Here is a 17453-nt window from a genome sequence, read left to right on the forward strand (position 1 = left end):
GAGTCAACAATTTTTGGCTCTTTTTTTATTACAACGATTTTATAACTATTTTTGTTTTCTCATTAAAGAAATATACCTTGAGTTTATATAAAAACCTTTTCAAACAAACACTTATTTATGGGCTGGCAACAGTTTTTCCTAGAATAATCAGTTTTATTTTAAACCCGTTGTTTGTTTATTATTTGCCGGATAAAAGCAAAATGGGAGAAGTGTCGGTAATATTTTCCTATCTAGTTTTCTTTAATGTTGTTTTATCTTACGGAATGGAAACTTCTTTCTTCCGATTTTATAATTCAGAGGAGAATAAAAAAGGTGTAATTTCTACTACCACAATTTCGTTGCTTTGGTCTTCTTTGGTTTTCTTAGTAGTAGCACTTCTTTTTAGAAATTCCTTAGCAACCTGGTCAGACATTAGTGTGGAATACATCACCTATACTATTTTTATTTTGACTTTAGATGCATTGGCAATCATTCCGTTTTCCAAATTAAGAGCCGAGAAAAGACCTATGCGATATGCCACAATAAAAATGGCAAATGTTACCATCAATCTATTGTTGAACATTTTCTTTTTGGCATTATTGCCTAAAATGGTGGCTAGTAATCCAAACGGATTTTTAAGCACAATCTATTTTGATAATTTTCAAATTGGCTATATTTTTGTTTCCAATTTAGCCGCAAGTTTGTTAACTTTAATTGTCTTATCCCCTAATTATTTTTCTATTTCCTGGAAATTTGATAAAATATTGTGGATGAAAATGATGCAATATGGACTTCCAATTTTAATTTCAGGTATTGCCTTTGCGATCAATGAACACTTTGATAAAATTTTACTCGATTGGATGCACGTTCCAATGTCGGACATTGGAGCCTATTCGGCGTGTTATAAAATAGGGATGTTTATGGTTTTGTTTCGAACTGCCTATACCTTGGGAATTGAACCTTTTTTCTTTAGTCATTCGAGTAATGAAAATGCACAACAAACCTATGCAACGATTACTAAATATTTTGTGATTTTTGGCTCCTTCATTTGCCTTTTTGTAATTGTTTTTATTGATTTATTAAAAAGACCTTTGGTGCCAAATGCCAATTATTGGGATGCTATAAAAGTGGTTCCGCTAATTGTTCTAGCCAATTTCTTCCTCGGAATTTATACCAACTTATCTGTTTGGTACAAGTTAATAGATAAAACAAAAATAGGTGCTTACATATCTTTAATTGGCGCGGCTGTAACGTTGGCTCTAAATTACTTATTAATTCCAACTATGAGTTATTACGGCTCCGCAATTGCAACTATTGCAGCCTATGGAACCATGATGATCATTTCCTATAAGATGGGGCAAAAAAGTTACCCAATTCCGTATGATATGAATAAGATATTTAGTTATCTTGGACTCACAATTGTTTTCTCGGCAGTTTCGTTTTATATCCCTTCCATTAGAGAAAATTATTATGTGAAAACAGTATTACTAGCAGTATTTTTATACTTCATATATTACAGTGAAAAGGAAACATTACTTCGAATACTAAAAAGAAAAGCAAAATAAATCGGAGGAAAGAGATTGCTTCGTTCCTCGCAATGACAAAAAAATGACCATAAAAATAATAAACAGATCCCATCGCGATTTACCCAACTACGAAACTATTGCTTCGGCAGGAATGGATTTACGTGCCAATATTTCGGAATCCATAACCTTAAAATCTTTAGAAAGAACGATTGTAAAAACGGGTCTTTTTATAGAGTTACCTATAGGATATGAAGCACAAGTTAGACCAAGAAGCGGACTGGCTGCCAAAAAAGGAATTACCGTTCTTAATTCACCAGGAACAGTTGATGCCGATTATCGTGGCGAAATTGGAGTAATTTTAGTAAATTTATCCAATGAAGATTTTGTAATTGAAAATGGCGAACGAATTGCTCAATTAATCATTGCTAAACACGAACGTGCCGAATGGGTTGAAGTACCAGAATTGTCAGAAACTTCGCGAGGTGAAGGTGGTTTTGGTAGCACAGGAGTGAAGTAAAAAAGAAAAAAGATGGAAAATCAAGACATTCGATGGAAACAAAGATTTTCAAATTTTGAAAAAGCATTGTTAAAACTTTCTGAAGTTATAGAAAAAAAAGAAATCCTTTCCGATTTAGAAAAAGAAGGGCTTATTCAACGATTTGAATTTACACACGAACTCTCTTGGCAAGTAATGAAAGATTTTCTTATTTATGATGGAATTCAAAATATAATTGGTTCTAGAAGCGCAGTAAGAGAGGCTTTTAATAAAGGAATTATTTCGAATGGCGAAATTTGGATGGAAATGATAGAAAGTAGAAATAGAACTTCACATACTTATTTAGAAAGCATTTTAGAATCGGAATACAATAAAATAACCAAAAATTATTATCCTTTATTTATTGAATTTCAAACCAAAATGAAATCATTATTATGAAATTTGGATTAACTGAAAAAACTATAAATAAAATAAATTCTATTTTTGAAAAAATCCCGGAAATAGACGAGGTAATTATATATGGTTCAAGAGCAAAAGGAAATTTTAGGGAAGGTTCGGATATTGATATTACATTAAAAGGTAATGCTATTTCATCTAATTATTTGTCTAAAATAAATCAAGAAATCGATGAATTAAATACACCTTATTTATTTGATATTTCTATTTTTGACAAATTAGAATCTCAAGAATTGATAGAACATATTAATAGAGTAGGACAAACATTTTATATAAAAAACACATGAAAATAATAGTACCAATGGCAGGACGTGGTTCCAGATTACGTCCCCACACATTAACCATTCCAAAACCATTAATTCCAATTGCAGGAAAACCAATCGTACACCGATTAGTGGAAGATATTGCGGGAGTTTTAAACCAAGATATTGATGAAGTTGCTTTTATCATCCACGAAAGTTTTGGAAAAAAAGTAGAAGAAGAATTAATTGCAATTGCTCAAAAATTAGGTGCTAGAGGAACCATTTATTATCAAAATGAAGCTCTAGGAACTGGTCATGCCATTATGTGTGCCAAAGAATCCTTGAGCGGACCAGCAGTTATTGCGTATGCAGATACGTTAATCCGTGCTGATTTCGATTTGGATACAACTGCCGACAGTGTTATTTGGGTAAAACAAGTAGACCAACCAGAAGCTTTCGGGGTAATTAACCTAAATGAAAACAACGAGATAATAGAGTTAGTAGAGAAACCAAAAGAATTTGTTTCAGACCTTGCAGTTATTGGTATATACTATTTTAAAGATGTTGCCGTTTTAAAGAACGAACTACAATTGGTTTTAGACAACAACATTATTCATGGTGGCGAATACCAAATTAATGACGGAATTAAACAAATGATGGCAAAGGGCATGAAATTTGTACCAGGTAAAGTAGACGAGTGGATGGATTGCGGAAATAAGGACGTTACGGTAGATACAAACAATAGAATGCTGAACTTCTTGCACAACGATGGCGAACATTTAATTGATTACGATGTACAACAAGAAAATTCAACAATCATTCCGCCATGTTATATTGGCAAAAATGTTGTATTAATTAACGCAACTGTTGGTCCAAATGTTTCCCTAGGAGATGGATGTCATGTAAGTAATAGTACTATTAAAAACAGTTTGGTACAAACCCATACGCATATTAAAAATGCTCGTTTAGACAATGCTATGATAGGAAATCATGCAAGTTTTGATGGCGATTTTACAAGCATTAGCATCGGCGATTATTCGGTTTTAGAATAAAAGCCATAATTAGCAAAGGAACATTTATTAAAAATTAAAAAAATATGATAGAAATAATTTTTAAAAACAAGATTAATAAGCACAAAATGGAAACATTATTGGAATTATTAAAATCGTGGAATGTTGATGCTGAAGTAAAAGAATCTAAAGAAAACAAGAGAACAACCAACTCTAATTTTACCTTATCTAAAGGGATGTGGAAAGATTTTGATATAGATGCAAACCAGTTAAGAAAAGAGGCATGGAAACTAAGAACCTATTCTTTGTGATACAAATATTATAATTGAAGTTTATAAAGGAAACGATAAAGTAATAAATGTTTTAGAAAAAATAGGTCAAAACAATATTGCTATTTCGGATGTTACATGTGCTGAATTATTATATGGTGCAAGAAACAAAAAGGAGCTTCAGATGATAAAAAAAGATTTAAAAAAATTACTAGTTTTTTCTATTAATGAAGCAATATCATCTAAAGCTATTAACTTAATTGAAAAGTTTACTTTATCCAATCATCTTAATCTGCCGGACGCATTAATTGCTGCAACAGCTACATATTATGATTTAAATTTGTATACTTTAAGTGTAAAAGATTTTAAATATATTGAAGAGATACATATATTTTCAAACGATTAAAATAAATGAAAAAAATAGTTTTATATAGTTTCCTTTTCGGAATCTTTTTTGTTCCTAATTATCTTCTGGCACAAGGTGAGCCTAAGGATACTTTGGCTTTGGCCGAAAATAAATTTGAAGATTCTTTCTATGAATCGTTGAAACAAAAAGGAATCGAAAATTACGACAAAGCTATTGAAGCATTAGAAAAATGCCAAACTCTTCAATCAGAAAATGGGATTGTTTATTTCGAATTTGGAAAAAATTATCTGTCGCTTAAAAAGTATAAAGACGCTTACGATAATTTTGAAAAAGCAACTAAGATAGATCCCAAAAATCGTTGGGCTTGGGTTGGCATGTATGATGCTTGTTATGATACTCAAGATTACAACCAGGCAATTATAATAGTTCAAAAATTAATTGAATTTAAACCCGAATATAGAGAGGATTTGGTTTCACTTTACATGAATACTCAACAATTTGACAAAGCACTAGATTTAATAAATGAACTGAATCAAACGGTTGGAAAATCGGATAAAAGAGAATTATATAAAGCCCAAATTCTGAAAGATGCTAAATTTCAAGGTTCAGAAAAATCTAATTTAATAGATAAAATAAAACAATACCCTAAAGACGAGGCTAATTATATTGCGTTAATCTACTTGTATTCGCAAAGCAATCAAGAAGATAAAGCGCTGGAAATTGCCAAGCAACTAGAAAAAGAAATCCCAACTTCCGATTGGGCGCAGGTGAGTTTGTTTAAATTTCATTTGAATAATAACGATGGCGAAAAAGCAGTTAAAGCCATGAATATTGTTTTGGCAAGTGATAAAATCGACAAGAAAATCAAGCATCGGATGTTAAATGAGTTCTTAATTTTCACCAAATCCAATCCACAATTTGATAAAGATTTAGACCATGCCATAGGTTATTTTGATAACGATAAAGAAGTGCAAGTGGCTAAAGAAATTGGTAAGTTTTATCAAAATAAAAAAGATTGGAGCAAAGCAATTCATTATTACGAAATGCATTTGAAAACTACCAATGACGACATGCAAACTATTTTGCTTTTGATGCAGGCATATACCGAAAATTTGCAATTTGATAAATTAAACAAAGCTTCCGAAGAGCAAATGCAATTGTTTCCATCCCAGCCGCAATTGTATTATTTTAACGGATTGGCGAATAATCAATTGAAAAATTATAAAAAAGCCAAAGATATTTTAGAATCAGGGGTTGATTTTATTATAGACGATACCTCTCTAGAAATTAATTTTAACCTGCAATTAGGTGAAGCCTATAATGGTTTGGGAGATTTTAAAAAGAAAGACATTTATTTTTCAAAGGCTAATGATTTAATTGAAAAACAGAAACACAAAAAATAACACCCTAACATTTAGGACTACAAATGAAAAAATACCTTACCATATTACTTTTAATTTTATTAGCATCTTGCAAATCAAAAGCGATTTTGGCAGAAGGAAATGCAAGCAATACGCTATCGGCAGATAAAATTATTACCAGCTACGATAACAATAAAATTGATTTTTCTACATTATATATAAAAGCTAATGCAAAATACCAAGACGATAAGCAATCGCAAAATGTACAAGCAGAAATCAAAATAAAAAAGAACGAAAAAATATTAATTAGCATTCGGATTTTGGGTTTTACAGTAGCTAAGGCTTTGATTACACCAACTTCAGTTCAGTATTACGAAAAGATAGGAAGCAAATATTTTGAAGGAGATTATGCAGTATTAAGCCAATGGCTAGGCACTGATTTAGATTTCCAAAAAGTACAGAATATGTTTTTAGGTAAAACTCTAGACGATTTACACAAAGGAAAATATGCAGTTTCCATTTTAGAAAAATTATATAAATTGCAATCCAATCCAGACGCAAAAACCGATAAATCTTTTTTCTTTGAAAGCGATAATTTCTTAGTAAAAAGACAAGAAATCAATCAAATGTTACTAGATAGAACGTTGCAAATTGCATATCCAGATTATAAAAAATACGATGCAATGATTTTACCATTATCTTTGGCGATCGATGCTCGACAAAAAGAAAGTAAAACCAACATCGACATCGAATATAAAAACATTTCCTTTAATGAGGATCTTTCTTTTCCGTACAGTGTTCCCGAAGGATATGAAAGAATTTACATAGACAAGATATAATTATTATGCAAAAAAGAATAGTTACTTTACTCTTCATCTTATTAACTTCATTGGCTTGGAGCCAACAAACGCAAGAAGAATTAGAGCAAAGAAAAAATAAAATTCAGCAAGAAATTCAGGAGAAAGAGCGTATGCTCCAAGAAGTAAGAGGCAAAGAAAAGTCTGTAGGGAAACTATTACAAATCCAAAAGGAGAAAATCGGATTAAAACAAAAATTAATAAATACCACCGAAAAACAAACAAAGTTGCTAAGCAACGATATGTATATTAATCAGGTGCAGATTAATAAATTAAAAAAAGACTTAGTCGTATTAAAGGATGACTATGCTAGAATGATATTAAAATCCTACAAAAGTCGCTCGCAGCAGAGCCGGGCCATGTTTTTGTTGTCTTCCGAAAATTTTTCGCAAGCTTACAAACGATTACAATACATGAAGCAATATTCTAGTTATAGAAAAATGCAAGGCGATGAAATTAAAGATAAAACTACTAAACTAGCCGATTATAACGCGAAATTGAGCGGACAAAAAACAGACAAAGAAAAACTCTTAGCCGAACAAGAACAGCAACGTGCAGATCTTGAAAAAGAAAAGCAAGAGCAAGAAAAAATTGCCAATAGTTTAAAGAAAGACAAAAAGCAAATTATTGCCGAAATCAAGAAAAAGCAGCAGGAATCTAGGAAAATTGATGCACAAATTCAAAAAATGATTCGCGATGCGATTGCTGAAGCCAACAGAAAAGCAGCAGCAGCCAGAGTCAAAGCCAATCCTAAAACTACTACCGTAGCCGAAACTAAAAAGATTGAAGAATCTACCAAAATAGTTTTAACTCCCGAAGGGCAATTAATATCTAATAATTTCAAAGCAAATAAGGGAAGTTTGAATTGGCCAGTTGAAAAAGGAGCAATCACTTTAGGATATGGCGATCAACCGCACCCGGTATACAAATCATTAATAATTCATAACAGTGGGGTAGAAATCACTACCGAATCCGGTTCGGCTGCAAGAGCCGTTTTTAGCGGAGAAGTAACCAAAGTAATCATAATATCACCATTAACTAAGTTGGTGTGTGTACAGCACGGAGATTTCTTTACGGTGTATCAAAATTTAGGCTCTGTAAGTGTAAGCGCAGGAGATCGTGTTTCTGCCAAGCAAAGCCTAGGAAAAATTAGAACCAATGCAGAAGGTAAAACGATTTTAAAATTTACCATTTCTCAAAATGCCACTTTTGTGAATCCAACACAGTGGTTGAAAAGATAATTTTTCACTAAAAGGCATTTTAAGTATAAAAAACACATCCGAATTTTTTCAGTATATCCATATTATTTCAGGGATAAAGAATCACATTCTAATCCATAAAAACAATATGGATATATTGCTTTTTAGGTTTAACAATTTGTCCCTCCTTTGGATACGGTGCAACGCCAATTGATTGTATCTTTGTAGGAAAATAAGCAGCAAACCATTTGAAGTTTTCTTCTTTGTTTTTCGAATTAAAAGTCAAGGTTTTTTCTTCCAAAAACTTTTTATCTTTATAAACTTCAACAACAACAGAAACTTCGCCAGCCCAGATACAAGTAACTCCTTTTGGACATCTTGAATCATCAAAAACAGATTGCAATCTTAAATGATATCCAAATTTAGGAATACATTTTTTAGTAGTGATTTTAAATTCGCTTTGCGCAAAAAGAGAAAAACTAAAAACTAAAAAAGAGAGTAAAACTAATTTTTTCATGTTCAAACAGTAAGCGTGTTATCCTAAAGCAACATCCAAAGTCATCATTACAATAAACCCACCAATTAAACCAAGGGTTGCAATATCCGTATTTTTATCTTGTTGCGTTTCAGGAATTACTTCTTCAACCACTACAAATATCATTGCTCCAGCTGCAAAAGCTAAAGCATAAGGCAAAAGCGGTGTAAAAAAAGTTACAGCTACAGCGCCCAAAACTCCAGCAACGGGTTCTACCAAAGCAGATGCTTGTCCGTACATAAAACTCTTCCAACGACTCATCCCCATTCTTCTTAAAGGCATGGAAACCGCAATTCCTTCAGGAAAATTTTGAATTCCAATTCCAATTGCTAAAGTTACAGCTCCAGCAATGGATGCTTCTGGAATTCCCGCAGCAACGCCACCAAAAAGAACTCCAACCGCCAAACCTTCAGGAATATTGTGTAATGTAATGGCCAAAACCAATAAAGTTGTTCGTTGCCATGGCGATTTTACTCCTTCGGTTTCTTGAAAATTTATGTGTAAATGAGGTAGAAGTTTGTCTAAACCAAAAATAAATAAAGCTCCTAATCCAAACCCAACTGCTGCTGGAATTACTTTGACAAATCCTTCGCCTTTACTCATTTCTATGGCCGGTGCAAGCAAACTCCAAAAACTAGCTGCTATCATTACACCTCCTGTAAAACCCAACATTCCGTCCAGAACTACTCGATTCATATTCTTAAAAAAGAACACAAATGAAGCTCCAAACGCAGTTAAAAACCAAGTAAACAAAGTGGCATACAAAGCCGCCAAAATTGGATCAATACTTTCGAAATAATCTAAAATGGATTGAAACATATTATTTTATGTATAAATTATTAGCAATTTTATTAGATAAAGTCATTTCTCTTGAATCAATTTCAACAAGTAAAGTGTCGTCAAAACTTTCTTTTTCTTTGATAGTAATTTTAGATCCCAAAGCAATTTTTTGTTTGTCTAAATATTGTAAAAATTCGGATGAAGAATCTTTCACACCAACACATTGATATTCTTTATTTAATTGGGAATCCGACAATAACAATTTATTTATTTTCTTTATTTCACCATCTGCATTCGGAATTGGATCTCCATGCGGATCAAAAGTTGGAAAATCGAGGAACGCATCCAATTTATTAATTAAAACTTCCGATTTTATATGTTCCAATTCTTCTGCAATTTCATGAACCTCATCCCAAGAAAAATTCAATTTATCCACCAAAAAAACTTCCCACAAACGGTGTTTTCTTACAATCATTTTAGCAGAATGAAACCCTTTTTCGGTCAACGTTACACCTTGATATTTTTGATACGCAACCAACTCTTTATCTGATAATTTCTTCATCATATCGGTTACAGAAGATGCTTTGGTATTTAACATTCCAGCAATCGCGTTGGTATTTATACCTTTTGGAGAAACCAAAGATAAATGGTAAATTACTTTGAGGTAATTTTCTTCTGAAATAGTCATTTTAAAATTAATTTTGACAAATATATTAATTTTTATGTGCTAATAAATATTTTTTTAGACAAAACTAAAAATTTAAAATTTGGATTTAAAATTTGGATTTAATTATCTTTGAGCAATGCAACACCATCACTACATTTTCACAGGTTCCGGATTATCGGCTTTGATGACCGTTTACGAAATGATTTTATCTGGAAAATTTCAAGATAAATCGATTTTGTTATTGGATGCAAATCCTAAAAAAACCAACGATAGAACGTGGTGCTTTTGGGATACCAAAGATAGTTTCCAAAACTTAGCCCATACCCAATGGGATGCGGCTTGGTTTAAAACGGATACTTTCGAAAGAAAATTAGATCTTAAGCCCTACCAATACAACATGATTAAAGGATTGGATTTTTACAATCTGGTTTTTGATTTAATTTCCAAACAAGAAAATATTCATTTTGTAAATCAAAAAGTACTTGATTTTGAAGAATTGGGAGACCATTGCATCGTGAAAACAGCATCTGAAAATTATACTTGCAACAAAATTTTCAACTCCATTTTCAACTCGGAATTGGTGAAAAGTCAAACCAAATATCCCTTATTGCAACAGCATTTTGTAGGTTGGTTTATCAAATCCAAAGAGGAAGTTTTCAATAAAGATGTTGCGACTTTCATGGATTTTTCGGTAGAACAAAAAGGCAACACTCGATTTATGTATGTTTTGCCGACTTCATCCAATGAAGCTTTGTTGGAATACACCTTGTTTTCAAAAGAGTTACTTTCCAAATCCGAATACGAAAACGAAATTCAAAAGTATATTCAAAAACTCGGAATTACCGAATATGAAATTGTAGAAAAAGAACAAGGAAACATCCCGATGACGTGTTATCCGTTTTGGAAACACAATACCAAAAACATATTAAATATTGGCTCCGTTGGAGGATGGACCAAAGCCAGCACGGGTTATACTTTCAAAAATACTACTAAAAAAGCGAAACAATTGGTGCAGTTTTTGGCTGCCGATTCCGACTTTAGAAAATTCCATAAAAGAGATAAATTTTGGTTATATGATTTATTACTTTTGGATATTTTAGATACGAAAAACCATTTAGGATCCACTATTTTTTCTTCCATGTTTCAAAAAGGGAATGCAACCGTAATTTTCAAGTTTTTAGATGAAGAAACTTCTTTTTTAGAAGACTTACAAGTGATTTGGAAATGCCCAAAAATGCTTTTTGTTAAGGCGTTGTTCAGCCGACTATTCCGATTTTAAATTTTCTATCCCACGATAACAAATCTTTATGATTAGAATCATTCTAAAGATTAGAATTCTGATTATCTTTGCAATGATTTTTTAATCAAAATTCAGAAATCAACAATCTTAAATCATAAATAATTATGTATCCAGAAGAAATGGTAAAACCAATGAGAGCAGAACTTTCTGACGCTGGTTTTCAAGATTTATATAATGCAGAAGCAGTAGAAAACGCTTTAAAACTAGAAGGAAGTACCCTAGTAGTAATCAATTCGGTTTGTGGATGTGCTGCAAGAAATGCGCGTCCGGGAGCAAAAATGAGTTTGGACGGCGCAAAAAAACCAGACCATTTGGTAACGGTTTTTGCAGGTGTGGATAAAGATGCCGTAGATGCTGCGCGCCAACACATGTTTCCTTTTCCTCCATCATCGCCTTGTATGGCGTTGTTCAAAAACGGAGAATTGGTGCACATGCTAGAGCGTCACCATATTGAAGGTCGTCCTGCTGAAATGATTGCAGAAAACTTGAAAGACGCTTACGCGGAATTCTGTTAACTGATTAACCGCAAAGATCGCAAGGGATTACGCTAAGTTCGCAAAGAATTTATTTTACCGCAGATTCACAGATTTTATTATTAATCTGTGAATCTGTGGCTATTTTTTTAATTTACAACCCTGTCAGAGTTTTGAACTCTGACAGGGTTTTTTTAATAAATTATTTTTACCTTTACACCTGAATTCTTCCATTTAGAACTCAACATATTTCTGTACAGACGCAATTAATTGCGTCTCTAACCTTAAAACGTTTATAGCATGCAACTGTATAACACCTTAAGCGCAGAAGAAAGAGCCGAACTTATAGACCAAGCCGGTAAACAACGCCTTACGTTGTCTTTCTATGCGTATGCCAAAATTGAAAATCCTAAAAAATTTCGCGACGATTTATTCATTGCTTGGAACCAACTCGATGCCCTAGGCAGAACGTATGTTGCCAAAGAAGGAATCAATGCACAAATGAGTATTCCTGCTGAGAATTTTGAAGCCTTTCGGGAAACTTTAGAAGTCTATGACTTCATGCAAAACATTCGTTTGAATGTTGCCGTTGAACACGATGATCATTCGTTTTTAAAACTAACCGTTAAAGTTCGTGACAAAATTGTAGCCGACGGATTGAACGACGAAACTTTTGATGTAACCAATATTGGTGTGCACTTAAAAGCAGCCGAATTCAATCAGATTTTAGAAGATCCAAATACTATTGTGGTTGATTTTAGAAACCATTACGAAAGTGAAATTGGTCATTTTAAAGGAGCCATTACTCCCGATGTAGAAACGTTTCGCGAATCGTTACCCATCATCAACGAGCAATTAAAAGATTTTAAAGAAGATAAAAATCTAGTGATGTATTGCACCGGAGGAATCCGATGCGAAAAAGCCTCGGCCTATTTTAAACACCAAGGATTTAAAAATGTGTTCCAATTGGAAGGCGGAATTATCAATTATGCCAAACAAATCAAGGAAGAAAACATTGAAAGTAAATTCATCGGGAAAAATTTCGTTTTTGACCATAGACTTGGCGAACGGATTACCAACGACATAGTTTCCCAATGCCACCAATGCGGAAAACCTTGCGACAACCACACCAATTGTGAAAACGATGGTTGCCATTTGTTATTCATTCAATGTGACGAATGCAAAGCTGCGATGGAAAATTGCTGTTCGGTAGAATGTTTAGACACCATACATTTGCCATTAGTAGAACAAGTAAAACTAAGAAGAGGACTTCAAGTAGGAAACAAAGTCTTCCGAAAAGGAAAATCGGATAAATTGTTGTTCAAACATTCGGGAGAACTATCCGATAAATCTTTGGCTGTAGCCGAAAATATCGAACAAAAACCAAAAGACATTCGTCAAAAAATTAAAATCAAAAAAGTACTTCTTGGCAAAGTAGAACATTATTATGTAAAAGCACAGGTCGGACTTTTTAGCATCGAAAATAACGAACTAAACGTTGGAGATAAACTCTTAATTTCTGGCCCAACAACGGGTGCCGAAGAGTATATTTTAGAAAAAATGCTCGTTAACGGAAAAGAAAACACCTCGGCACAACCAGGTGATAAAGTAACTTTTGAAGTGCCATTTAGAGTACGATTATCCGATACTTTATTTAAAATTGTAAGTTAAATTAACTGAAAATATTTAAACCAATCCCAAATTCCAAGCGTTAATTTTAGCATTGGTTTTTGGGATTTTTTTATTGGAATATATTTTATAAAAATACTATCTTTACAAATTAATCGTTTTATGAACTTAAATTGCTTTTTTAGCAATACTACTATATAATTATGGCATGTACAAGTTGTTCAACTTCAGATGGTGGTGCACCAAAGGGTTGTAAAAATAATGGGACTTGCGGCACCGATAGCTGCAATAAATTAACCGTTTTCGATTGGCTTTCTAATATGAGTTTGCCCAATGGCGAAACCCCGTTTGATTGTGTGGAAGTTCGTTTTAAAAACGGAAGAAAAGAATTCTACAGAAACACCGAAAAACTTACGTTAAGCATTGGCGATGTTGTTGCTACAGAGGCTTCACCGGGTCATGATGTTGGAATTGTAACTCTTACAGGCGAATTGGTTAAGATTCAAATGAAGAAAAAAGGGGTCAATCACACTAGTGCCGAAATTGCAAAAATATACCGAAAAGCATCCCAAAAAGACATTGATATTTGGAGCGATGCCCGCGACAAAGAAGAGGCCATGAAGATTAAAGCGCGCGAAATTGCAATTGCTTTAAAACTTCAAATGAAAATCTCCGATATTGAATTTCAAGGGGATGGCTCGAAAGCAATTTTTTATTATACTGCCGAAGATCGTGTAGATTTTCGTCAATTAATTAAAGAATTTGCACAAGTTTTTAAATCTAGAATCGAAATGAAACAAGTGGGCTTTCGTCAAGAAGCGGCTCGCCTTGGCGGAATTGGATCTTGCGGTAGAGAGTTGTGTTGTTCTACATGGTTAACCGATTTTAGAAGCGTAAATACCTCGGCAGCGAGATACCAACAATTGTCCCTAAACCCACAAAAATTGGCAGGTCAATGTGGAAAATTAAAGTGTTGTTTGAATTACGAATTAGATACTTATCTAGATGCTCTTAAGGATTTTCCGGAATTTGAAACCAAATTACACACCGAAAAAGGAGATGCAATTTGCCAAAAACAAGACATTTTCAAAGGTCTAATGTGGTTTGCTTATACCGATAATTTTTCAAGTTGGCACATTCTAAAAATCGATCAGGTTAAAGAAATTATTGCTCAAAATAAAGAGAAAAAACGAGTTTCGTCGTTAGAAGATTTTGCTATCGAAATTGTAGTAGAGCAAGAAGCCAACTTCAATAACGCCATGGGACAAGAGAGTTTAACCCGTTTTGACCAACCAAAAAGAAGTAAAAACAAGTCCAAAAATAAAGCGCCAAATTCGAATCCAAATCAAAATCCGAATGCGAAGCAAAACCCAAATTCTAAACAAGGACAAGGGCAACAACAAGGTCAAAATCAAAATCAAAACCCAAAACCAGAAGTTAAAAGACCCGTAATTATTATTAAGAAAAATGAAGATAAAAAATAGCCTTCTATTTATTTTAATGGTGTTTCTTGTTATTTCTTGCGACAAAAAACTCGTTTTCGACGAATACAAATCTATTGGAAATTCTTGGCATCAAGACAGTATTCTTACTTTCAAATTACCAAAATTAGAAAGTGAAAAAAGATACAATCTGTTTGTAAACGTTAGAGACAACAACGATTATCCATTTGATAATTTATTTTTAATTGTATCCTTAGAACAACCCAATAAAAAAGTGGTCGTGGATACTTTAGAATACAAAATGGCAAATCCTGACGGAACCCTTATGGGCGATGGGTTTACAGACGTAAAAGAAAGCAAACTTTTTTACAAAGAAAACGTGCCTTTCAGCCAAAAAGGAGAATACAAAATACACATCCAACAAGCCGTTAGACAAACTGGTAAAATTGCTGGCGTTACGGAATTAAAAGGAATTACAGAAATAGGTTTTCGAGTAGAATCTACAAATTAAAAAATATGGCCCTTAAAAATAATACTAAAAAAATTACGCCGGTTAAAGACATTAAATACTACCAAAAGAAATTTTGGAAAGTCTTTTTCTACAGCATTGGAGGTATCTTCTTGTTTTTCTTATTTGCATCGTGGGGTCTTTTTGGAAAAATGCCTTCTTTTGATGATTTAGAAAATCCAAATTCCAATTTAGCCACTGAAATTATTTCTTCGGATGGAGTTACTTTGGGAAAATTCTACAATGAAAATAGAACCGCTATCAAATACAAAGATTTACCAAAATCCCTTGTTGACGCTCTAGTTTCAACGGAAGATGAGCGTTTTTACGAGCACTCTGGTATTGATGCCCGACGTACTTTTGGCGCTGCAGCCAAATTAGGATCTAATGGCGGTGCTAGTACCATTACCCAACAATTAGCCAAACTTTTATTTCATGGTGAAGGATCTAAATTTATACTTTTTCGTTTAATTCAAAAAGCTAAAGAATGGATTATTGCCGTACGTTTAGAAAGACAATATACTAAAAATGAAATTATTGCTTTGTATTTCAATCAAGTAGATTTTGTAAATGGTGCGGTCGGAATTCGTTCGGCAGCCAAAGTATATTTCAACAAAGAACCCCGTGATTTAAATGTAGAAGAAAGCGCTTTGTTAGTAGGAATGCTTACAAATCCTTCTCTTTTTAACCCGGTTCGTCGTCCAGAAAAAGCTATCAAAAGAAGAAATGTAGTTCTGGGCCAATTGGTAAGAAACAATCATTTAGAAGAATCTGCTAAAAAAATATTAGAGAAAAAACCAATCGTTTTAGACTTCCATCCTGAAAGTCATCTTGACGGAACCGCTACTTATTTTAGAGAATACCTTCGCGATTACATGAAAAATTGGGTTAAAGAAAATAAAAAACCCGATGGAGAAGAATATGATATTTATGGTGATGGATTAAAAATTTATGTAACACTAGATTCTAAAATTCAAGAACATGCAGAAGAAGCTGTGCAAGAGCATATAAAAAATTTGCAGGAAGAATTTTTTAACCAACAAAAAGATAATAAAAATGCTCCTTTTGTGAATCTTTCTGAAATTGAAGTTGATAAAATTTTCAAACAAGCCATGAAGAATTCCGAAAGATGGCGCATACTAAAAGCAGACGATAAAACGGATGAAGAAATTATCGCTTCTTTTAAAGTTAAAACCAAAATGACGGTTTTCTCTTGGAAAGGAGATCGCGATACCATCATGACGCCACTCGATTCTATTCGTTATTACAAACATTTCTTGCAAGCAGGATTAATGTCTATGGAGCCGCAAACTGGGCAAATTAAAGCCTGGGTTGGCGGAATTAATTACAAATATTTTCAATACGACCACGTAGGCCAAGGTGCCCGTCAAGTAGGTTCCACTTTCAAGCCTTTTGTATATGCAACTGCCATCGAACAATTAGGAATGTCGCCTTGTGATACCTTGCTAGATGCACCTTTCATGATTCGCAAAGGCCGTCACCACGTTACCGAAGATTGGGAACCTAGAAATTCCGACAATAAATACCGAGGAATGATGACTTTGAAAAGAGCATTAGCCAATTCGGTAAATATCATTTCTGCTAAATTAATAGACCGTACTGGTCCTGAAGCCGTGGTTGAACTAACAAAAAAATTAGGAGTTACATCCGAAATTCCAGTGCAACCATCCATCGCTCTTGGCGCCGTAGATATCACCGTACAAGACATGGTGGCTGCTTATAGCACTTTTGCCAACCAAGGCGTTTACATCAAACCGCAATTTATTTCCAGAATTGAAGATAAAAACGGAGCCGTAGTTTTCGAACCCGTTCCTGAATCGCACGATGTATTGAGCAAAGACGTTTCCTTTGCCGTGATAAAATTACTAGAAGGCGTTACCGAAGGGGGATCTGGTGAAAGACTAAGAACCGAAGGTGGCGGTAGCGGTGACAACCGTTGGACAGGTTATCCGTACGTATTTAAAAACCCAATTGCAGGTAAAACAGGAACTTCCCAAAACCAATCTGATGGTTGGTTTATCGGTATGGTGCCTAATCTAGTAACTGGCGTTTGGGTTGGTTGCGAAGACCGTTCGGCGCATTTCAAAAGCATCACTTATGGCCAAGGAGCAACCGCTGCCTTACCAATTTGGGGGTATTTTATGAAAAAATGTTACGAAGATCCCGACCTTCAAATCTCTAAAGACGAATTTGAAAGACCCGAAAATTTCTCGATAAAAGTAGATTGTTATTCTGCACCAAAACACGTTGCCAAAGATTCCACCGATACCGAAGAACAGAATCCAGACGAATTTGGCCTTTAGTTTTTTTTAGGAGCTAATCCTGCTATCCGCTCT

The 17453-nt window shown here is 33.8% G+C and carries 19 protein-coding genes; 16 read left to right on the plus strand and 3 right to left on the minus strand.

The window, feature by feature from the left end:
* Nucleotides 1–77: 77 nt before the first annotated feature.
* From ACIQ2J_RS01410 to ACIQ2J_RS01455, 10 genes are all read left to right on the plus strand, one after another.
* Nucleotides 78–1544, plus strand: coding sequence for a polysaccharide biosynthesis C-terminal domain-containing protein (locus ACIQ2J_RS01410; protein ID WP_396165799.1), 1467 nt, complete (start codon nucleotides 78–80; stop codon nucleotides 1542–1544).
* A gap of 43 nt (nucleotides 1545–1587) precedes the next feature.
* Nucleotides 1588–2022: a dUTP diphosphatase gene (gene dut / locus ACIQ2J_RS01415; protein ID WP_396165801.1), complete on the plus strand. Its 435-nt coding sequence runs from the start codon at nucleotides 1588–1590 to the stop codon at nucleotides 2020–2022.
* 12 nt (nucleotides 2023–2034) lie between these two features.
* Nucleotides 2035–2439, plus strand: coding sequence for a nucleotidyltransferase substrate binding protein (locus ACIQ2J_RS01420; RefSeq protein ID WP_396165803.1), 405 nt, complete (start codon nucleotides 2035–2037; stop codon nucleotides 2437–2439).
* Entirely contained in the window at nucleotides 2436–2744 is a 309-nt protein-coding gene (locus tag ACIQ2J_RS01425) for a nucleotidyltransferase domain-containing protein (RefSeq protein ID WP_396165806.1), read from the plus strand. The genes ACIQ2J_RS01420 and ACIQ2J_RS01425 overlap by 4 nt, the downstream gene beginning before the upstream one ends.
* On the plus strand, nucleotides 2741–3751 hold the full coding sequence (locus ACIQ2J_RS01430; RefSeq protein WP_396165808.1) for a sugar phosphate nucleotidyltransferase: 1011 nt from the start codon (nucleotides 2741–2743) through the stop codon (nucleotides 3749–3751). The genes ACIQ2J_RS01425 and ACIQ2J_RS01430 overlap by 4 nt, the downstream gene beginning before the upstream one ends.
* A gap of 86 nt (nucleotides 3752–3837) precedes the next feature.
* Complete coding sequence (locus ACIQ2J_RS01435) at nucleotides 3838–4020, plus strand: hypothetical protein (protein WP_396165810.1); 183 nt, start codon at nucleotides 3838–3840, stop codon at nucleotides 4018–4020.
* 43 nt (nucleotides 4021–4063) lie between these two features.
* Nucleotides 4064–4384: a type II toxin-antitoxin system VapC family toxin gene (locus tag ACIQ2J_RS01440; protein ID WP_396166017.1), complete on the plus strand. Its 321-nt coding sequence runs from the start codon at nucleotides 4064–4066 to the stop codon at nucleotides 4382–4384.
* A 5-nt stretch (nucleotides 4385–4389) separates the two neighbouring features.
* On the plus strand, nucleotides 4390–5748 hold the full coding sequence (locus ACIQ2J_RS01445; protein WP_396165812.1) for a tetratricopeptide repeat protein: 1359 nt from the start codon (nucleotides 4390–4392) through the stop codon (nucleotides 5746–5748).
* Between the two features lie 23 nt (nucleotides 5749–5771).
* Nucleotides 5772–6545: a DUF4292 domain-containing protein gene (locus ACIQ2J_RS01450; protein WP_396165816.1), complete on the plus strand. Its 774-nt coding sequence runs from the start codon at nucleotides 5772–5774 to the stop codon at nucleotides 6543–6545.
* Between the two features lie 5 nt (nucleotides 6546–6550).
* Nucleotides 6551–7804 (plus strand): murein hydrolase activator EnvC family protein, encoded by a 1254-nt coding sequence (locus tag ACIQ2J_RS01455; protein ID WP_396165818.1) that lies wholly within the window; start codon nucleotides 6551–6553, stop codon nucleotides 7802–7804.
* An 88-nt stretch (nucleotides 7805–7892) separates the two neighbouring features.
* Here the strand turns inward: ACIQ2J_RS01455 and ACIQ2J_RS01460 are convergent, their stop codons facing one another.
* The 3 genes from ACIQ2J_RS01460 to ACIQ2J_RS01470 are packed head-to-tail and all read right to left on the minus strand — an operon-like array spanning nucleotide 7893 to nucleotide 9765.
* Nucleotides 7893–8279: a hypothetical protein gene (locus ACIQ2J_RS01460; RefSeq protein ID WP_396165820.1), complete on the minus strand. Its 387-nt coding sequence runs from the start codon at nucleotides 8277–8279 to the stop codon at nucleotides 7893–7895.
* An 18-nt stretch (nucleotides 8280–8297) separates the two neighbouring features.
* Complete coding sequence (locus ACIQ2J_RS01465) at nucleotides 8298–9116, minus strand: ZIP family metal transporter (protein ID WP_396165822.1); 819 nt, start codon at nucleotides 9114–9116, stop codon at nucleotides 8298–8300.
* Between the two features lies 1 nt (nucleotide 9117).
* A complete protein-coding gene (locus ACIQ2J_RS01470) occupies nucleotides 9118–9765 on the minus strand; it encodes a metal-dependent transcriptional regulator (protein ID WP_396165825.1) in 648 nt (215 codons plus the stop codon).
* Between the two features lie 115 nt (nucleotides 9766–9880).
* On the opposite strand from ACIQ2J_RS01470, the gene ACIQ2J_RS01475 reads away from it, so the two are divergent.
* The 6 genes from ACIQ2J_RS01475 (at nucleotide 9881) to ACIQ2J_RS01500 (ending at nucleotide 17420) form a co-directional block, all read left to right on the plus strand.
* Nucleotides 9881–11023 (plus strand): lycopene cyclase family protein, encoded by a 1143-nt coding sequence (locus ACIQ2J_RS01475; RefSeq protein WP_396165827.1) that lies wholly within the window; start codon nucleotides 9881–9883, stop codon nucleotides 11021–11023.
* Between the two features lie 125 nt (nucleotides 11024–11148).
* Entirely contained in the window at nucleotides 11149–11559 is a 411-nt protein-coding gene (locus tag ACIQ2J_RS01480) for a BrxA/BrxB family bacilliredoxin (RefSeq protein WP_396165828.1), read from the plus strand.
* 258 nt (nucleotides 11560–11817) lie between these two features.
* Nucleotides 11818–13188: a rhodanese-related sulfurtransferase gene (locus ACIQ2J_RS01485; RefSeq protein ID WP_396165830.1), complete on the plus strand. Its 1371-nt coding sequence runs from the start codon at nucleotides 11818–11820 to the stop codon at nucleotides 13186–13188.
* A gap of 161 nt (nucleotides 13189–13349) precedes the next feature.
* Nucleotides 13350–14630 carry a stage 0 sporulation family protein gene (locus ACIQ2J_RS01490; RefSeq protein WP_396165832.1) on the plus strand — a complete coding sequence of 427 codons (1281 nt, stop codon included), beginning with the start codon at nucleotides 13350–13352 and terminating at the stop codon, nucleotides 14628–14630.
* Nucleotides 14614–15099: a gliding motility lipoprotein GldH gene (locus ACIQ2J_RS01495; protein ID WP_396165834.1), complete on the plus strand. Its 486-nt coding sequence runs from the start codon at nucleotides 14614–14616 to the stop codon at nucleotides 15097–15099. The genes ACIQ2J_RS01490 and ACIQ2J_RS01495 overlap by 17 nt, the downstream gene beginning before the upstream one ends.
* Nucleotides 15100–15104: 5 nt before the next feature.
* Nucleotides 15105–17420, plus strand: coding sequence for a penicillin-binding protein 1A (locus ACIQ2J_RS01500; protein ID WP_396165835.1), 2316 nt, complete (start codon nucleotides 15105–15107; stop codon nucleotides 17418–17420).
* The last annotated feature ends 33 nt before the right edge of the window (nucleotides 17421–17453 follow it).

This window comes from Flavobacterium sp. (assembly GCF_044357305.1).
Taxonomy (GTDB): domain Bacteria; phylum Bacteroidota; class Bacteroidia; order Flavobacteriales; family Flavobacteriaceae; genus Flavobacterium.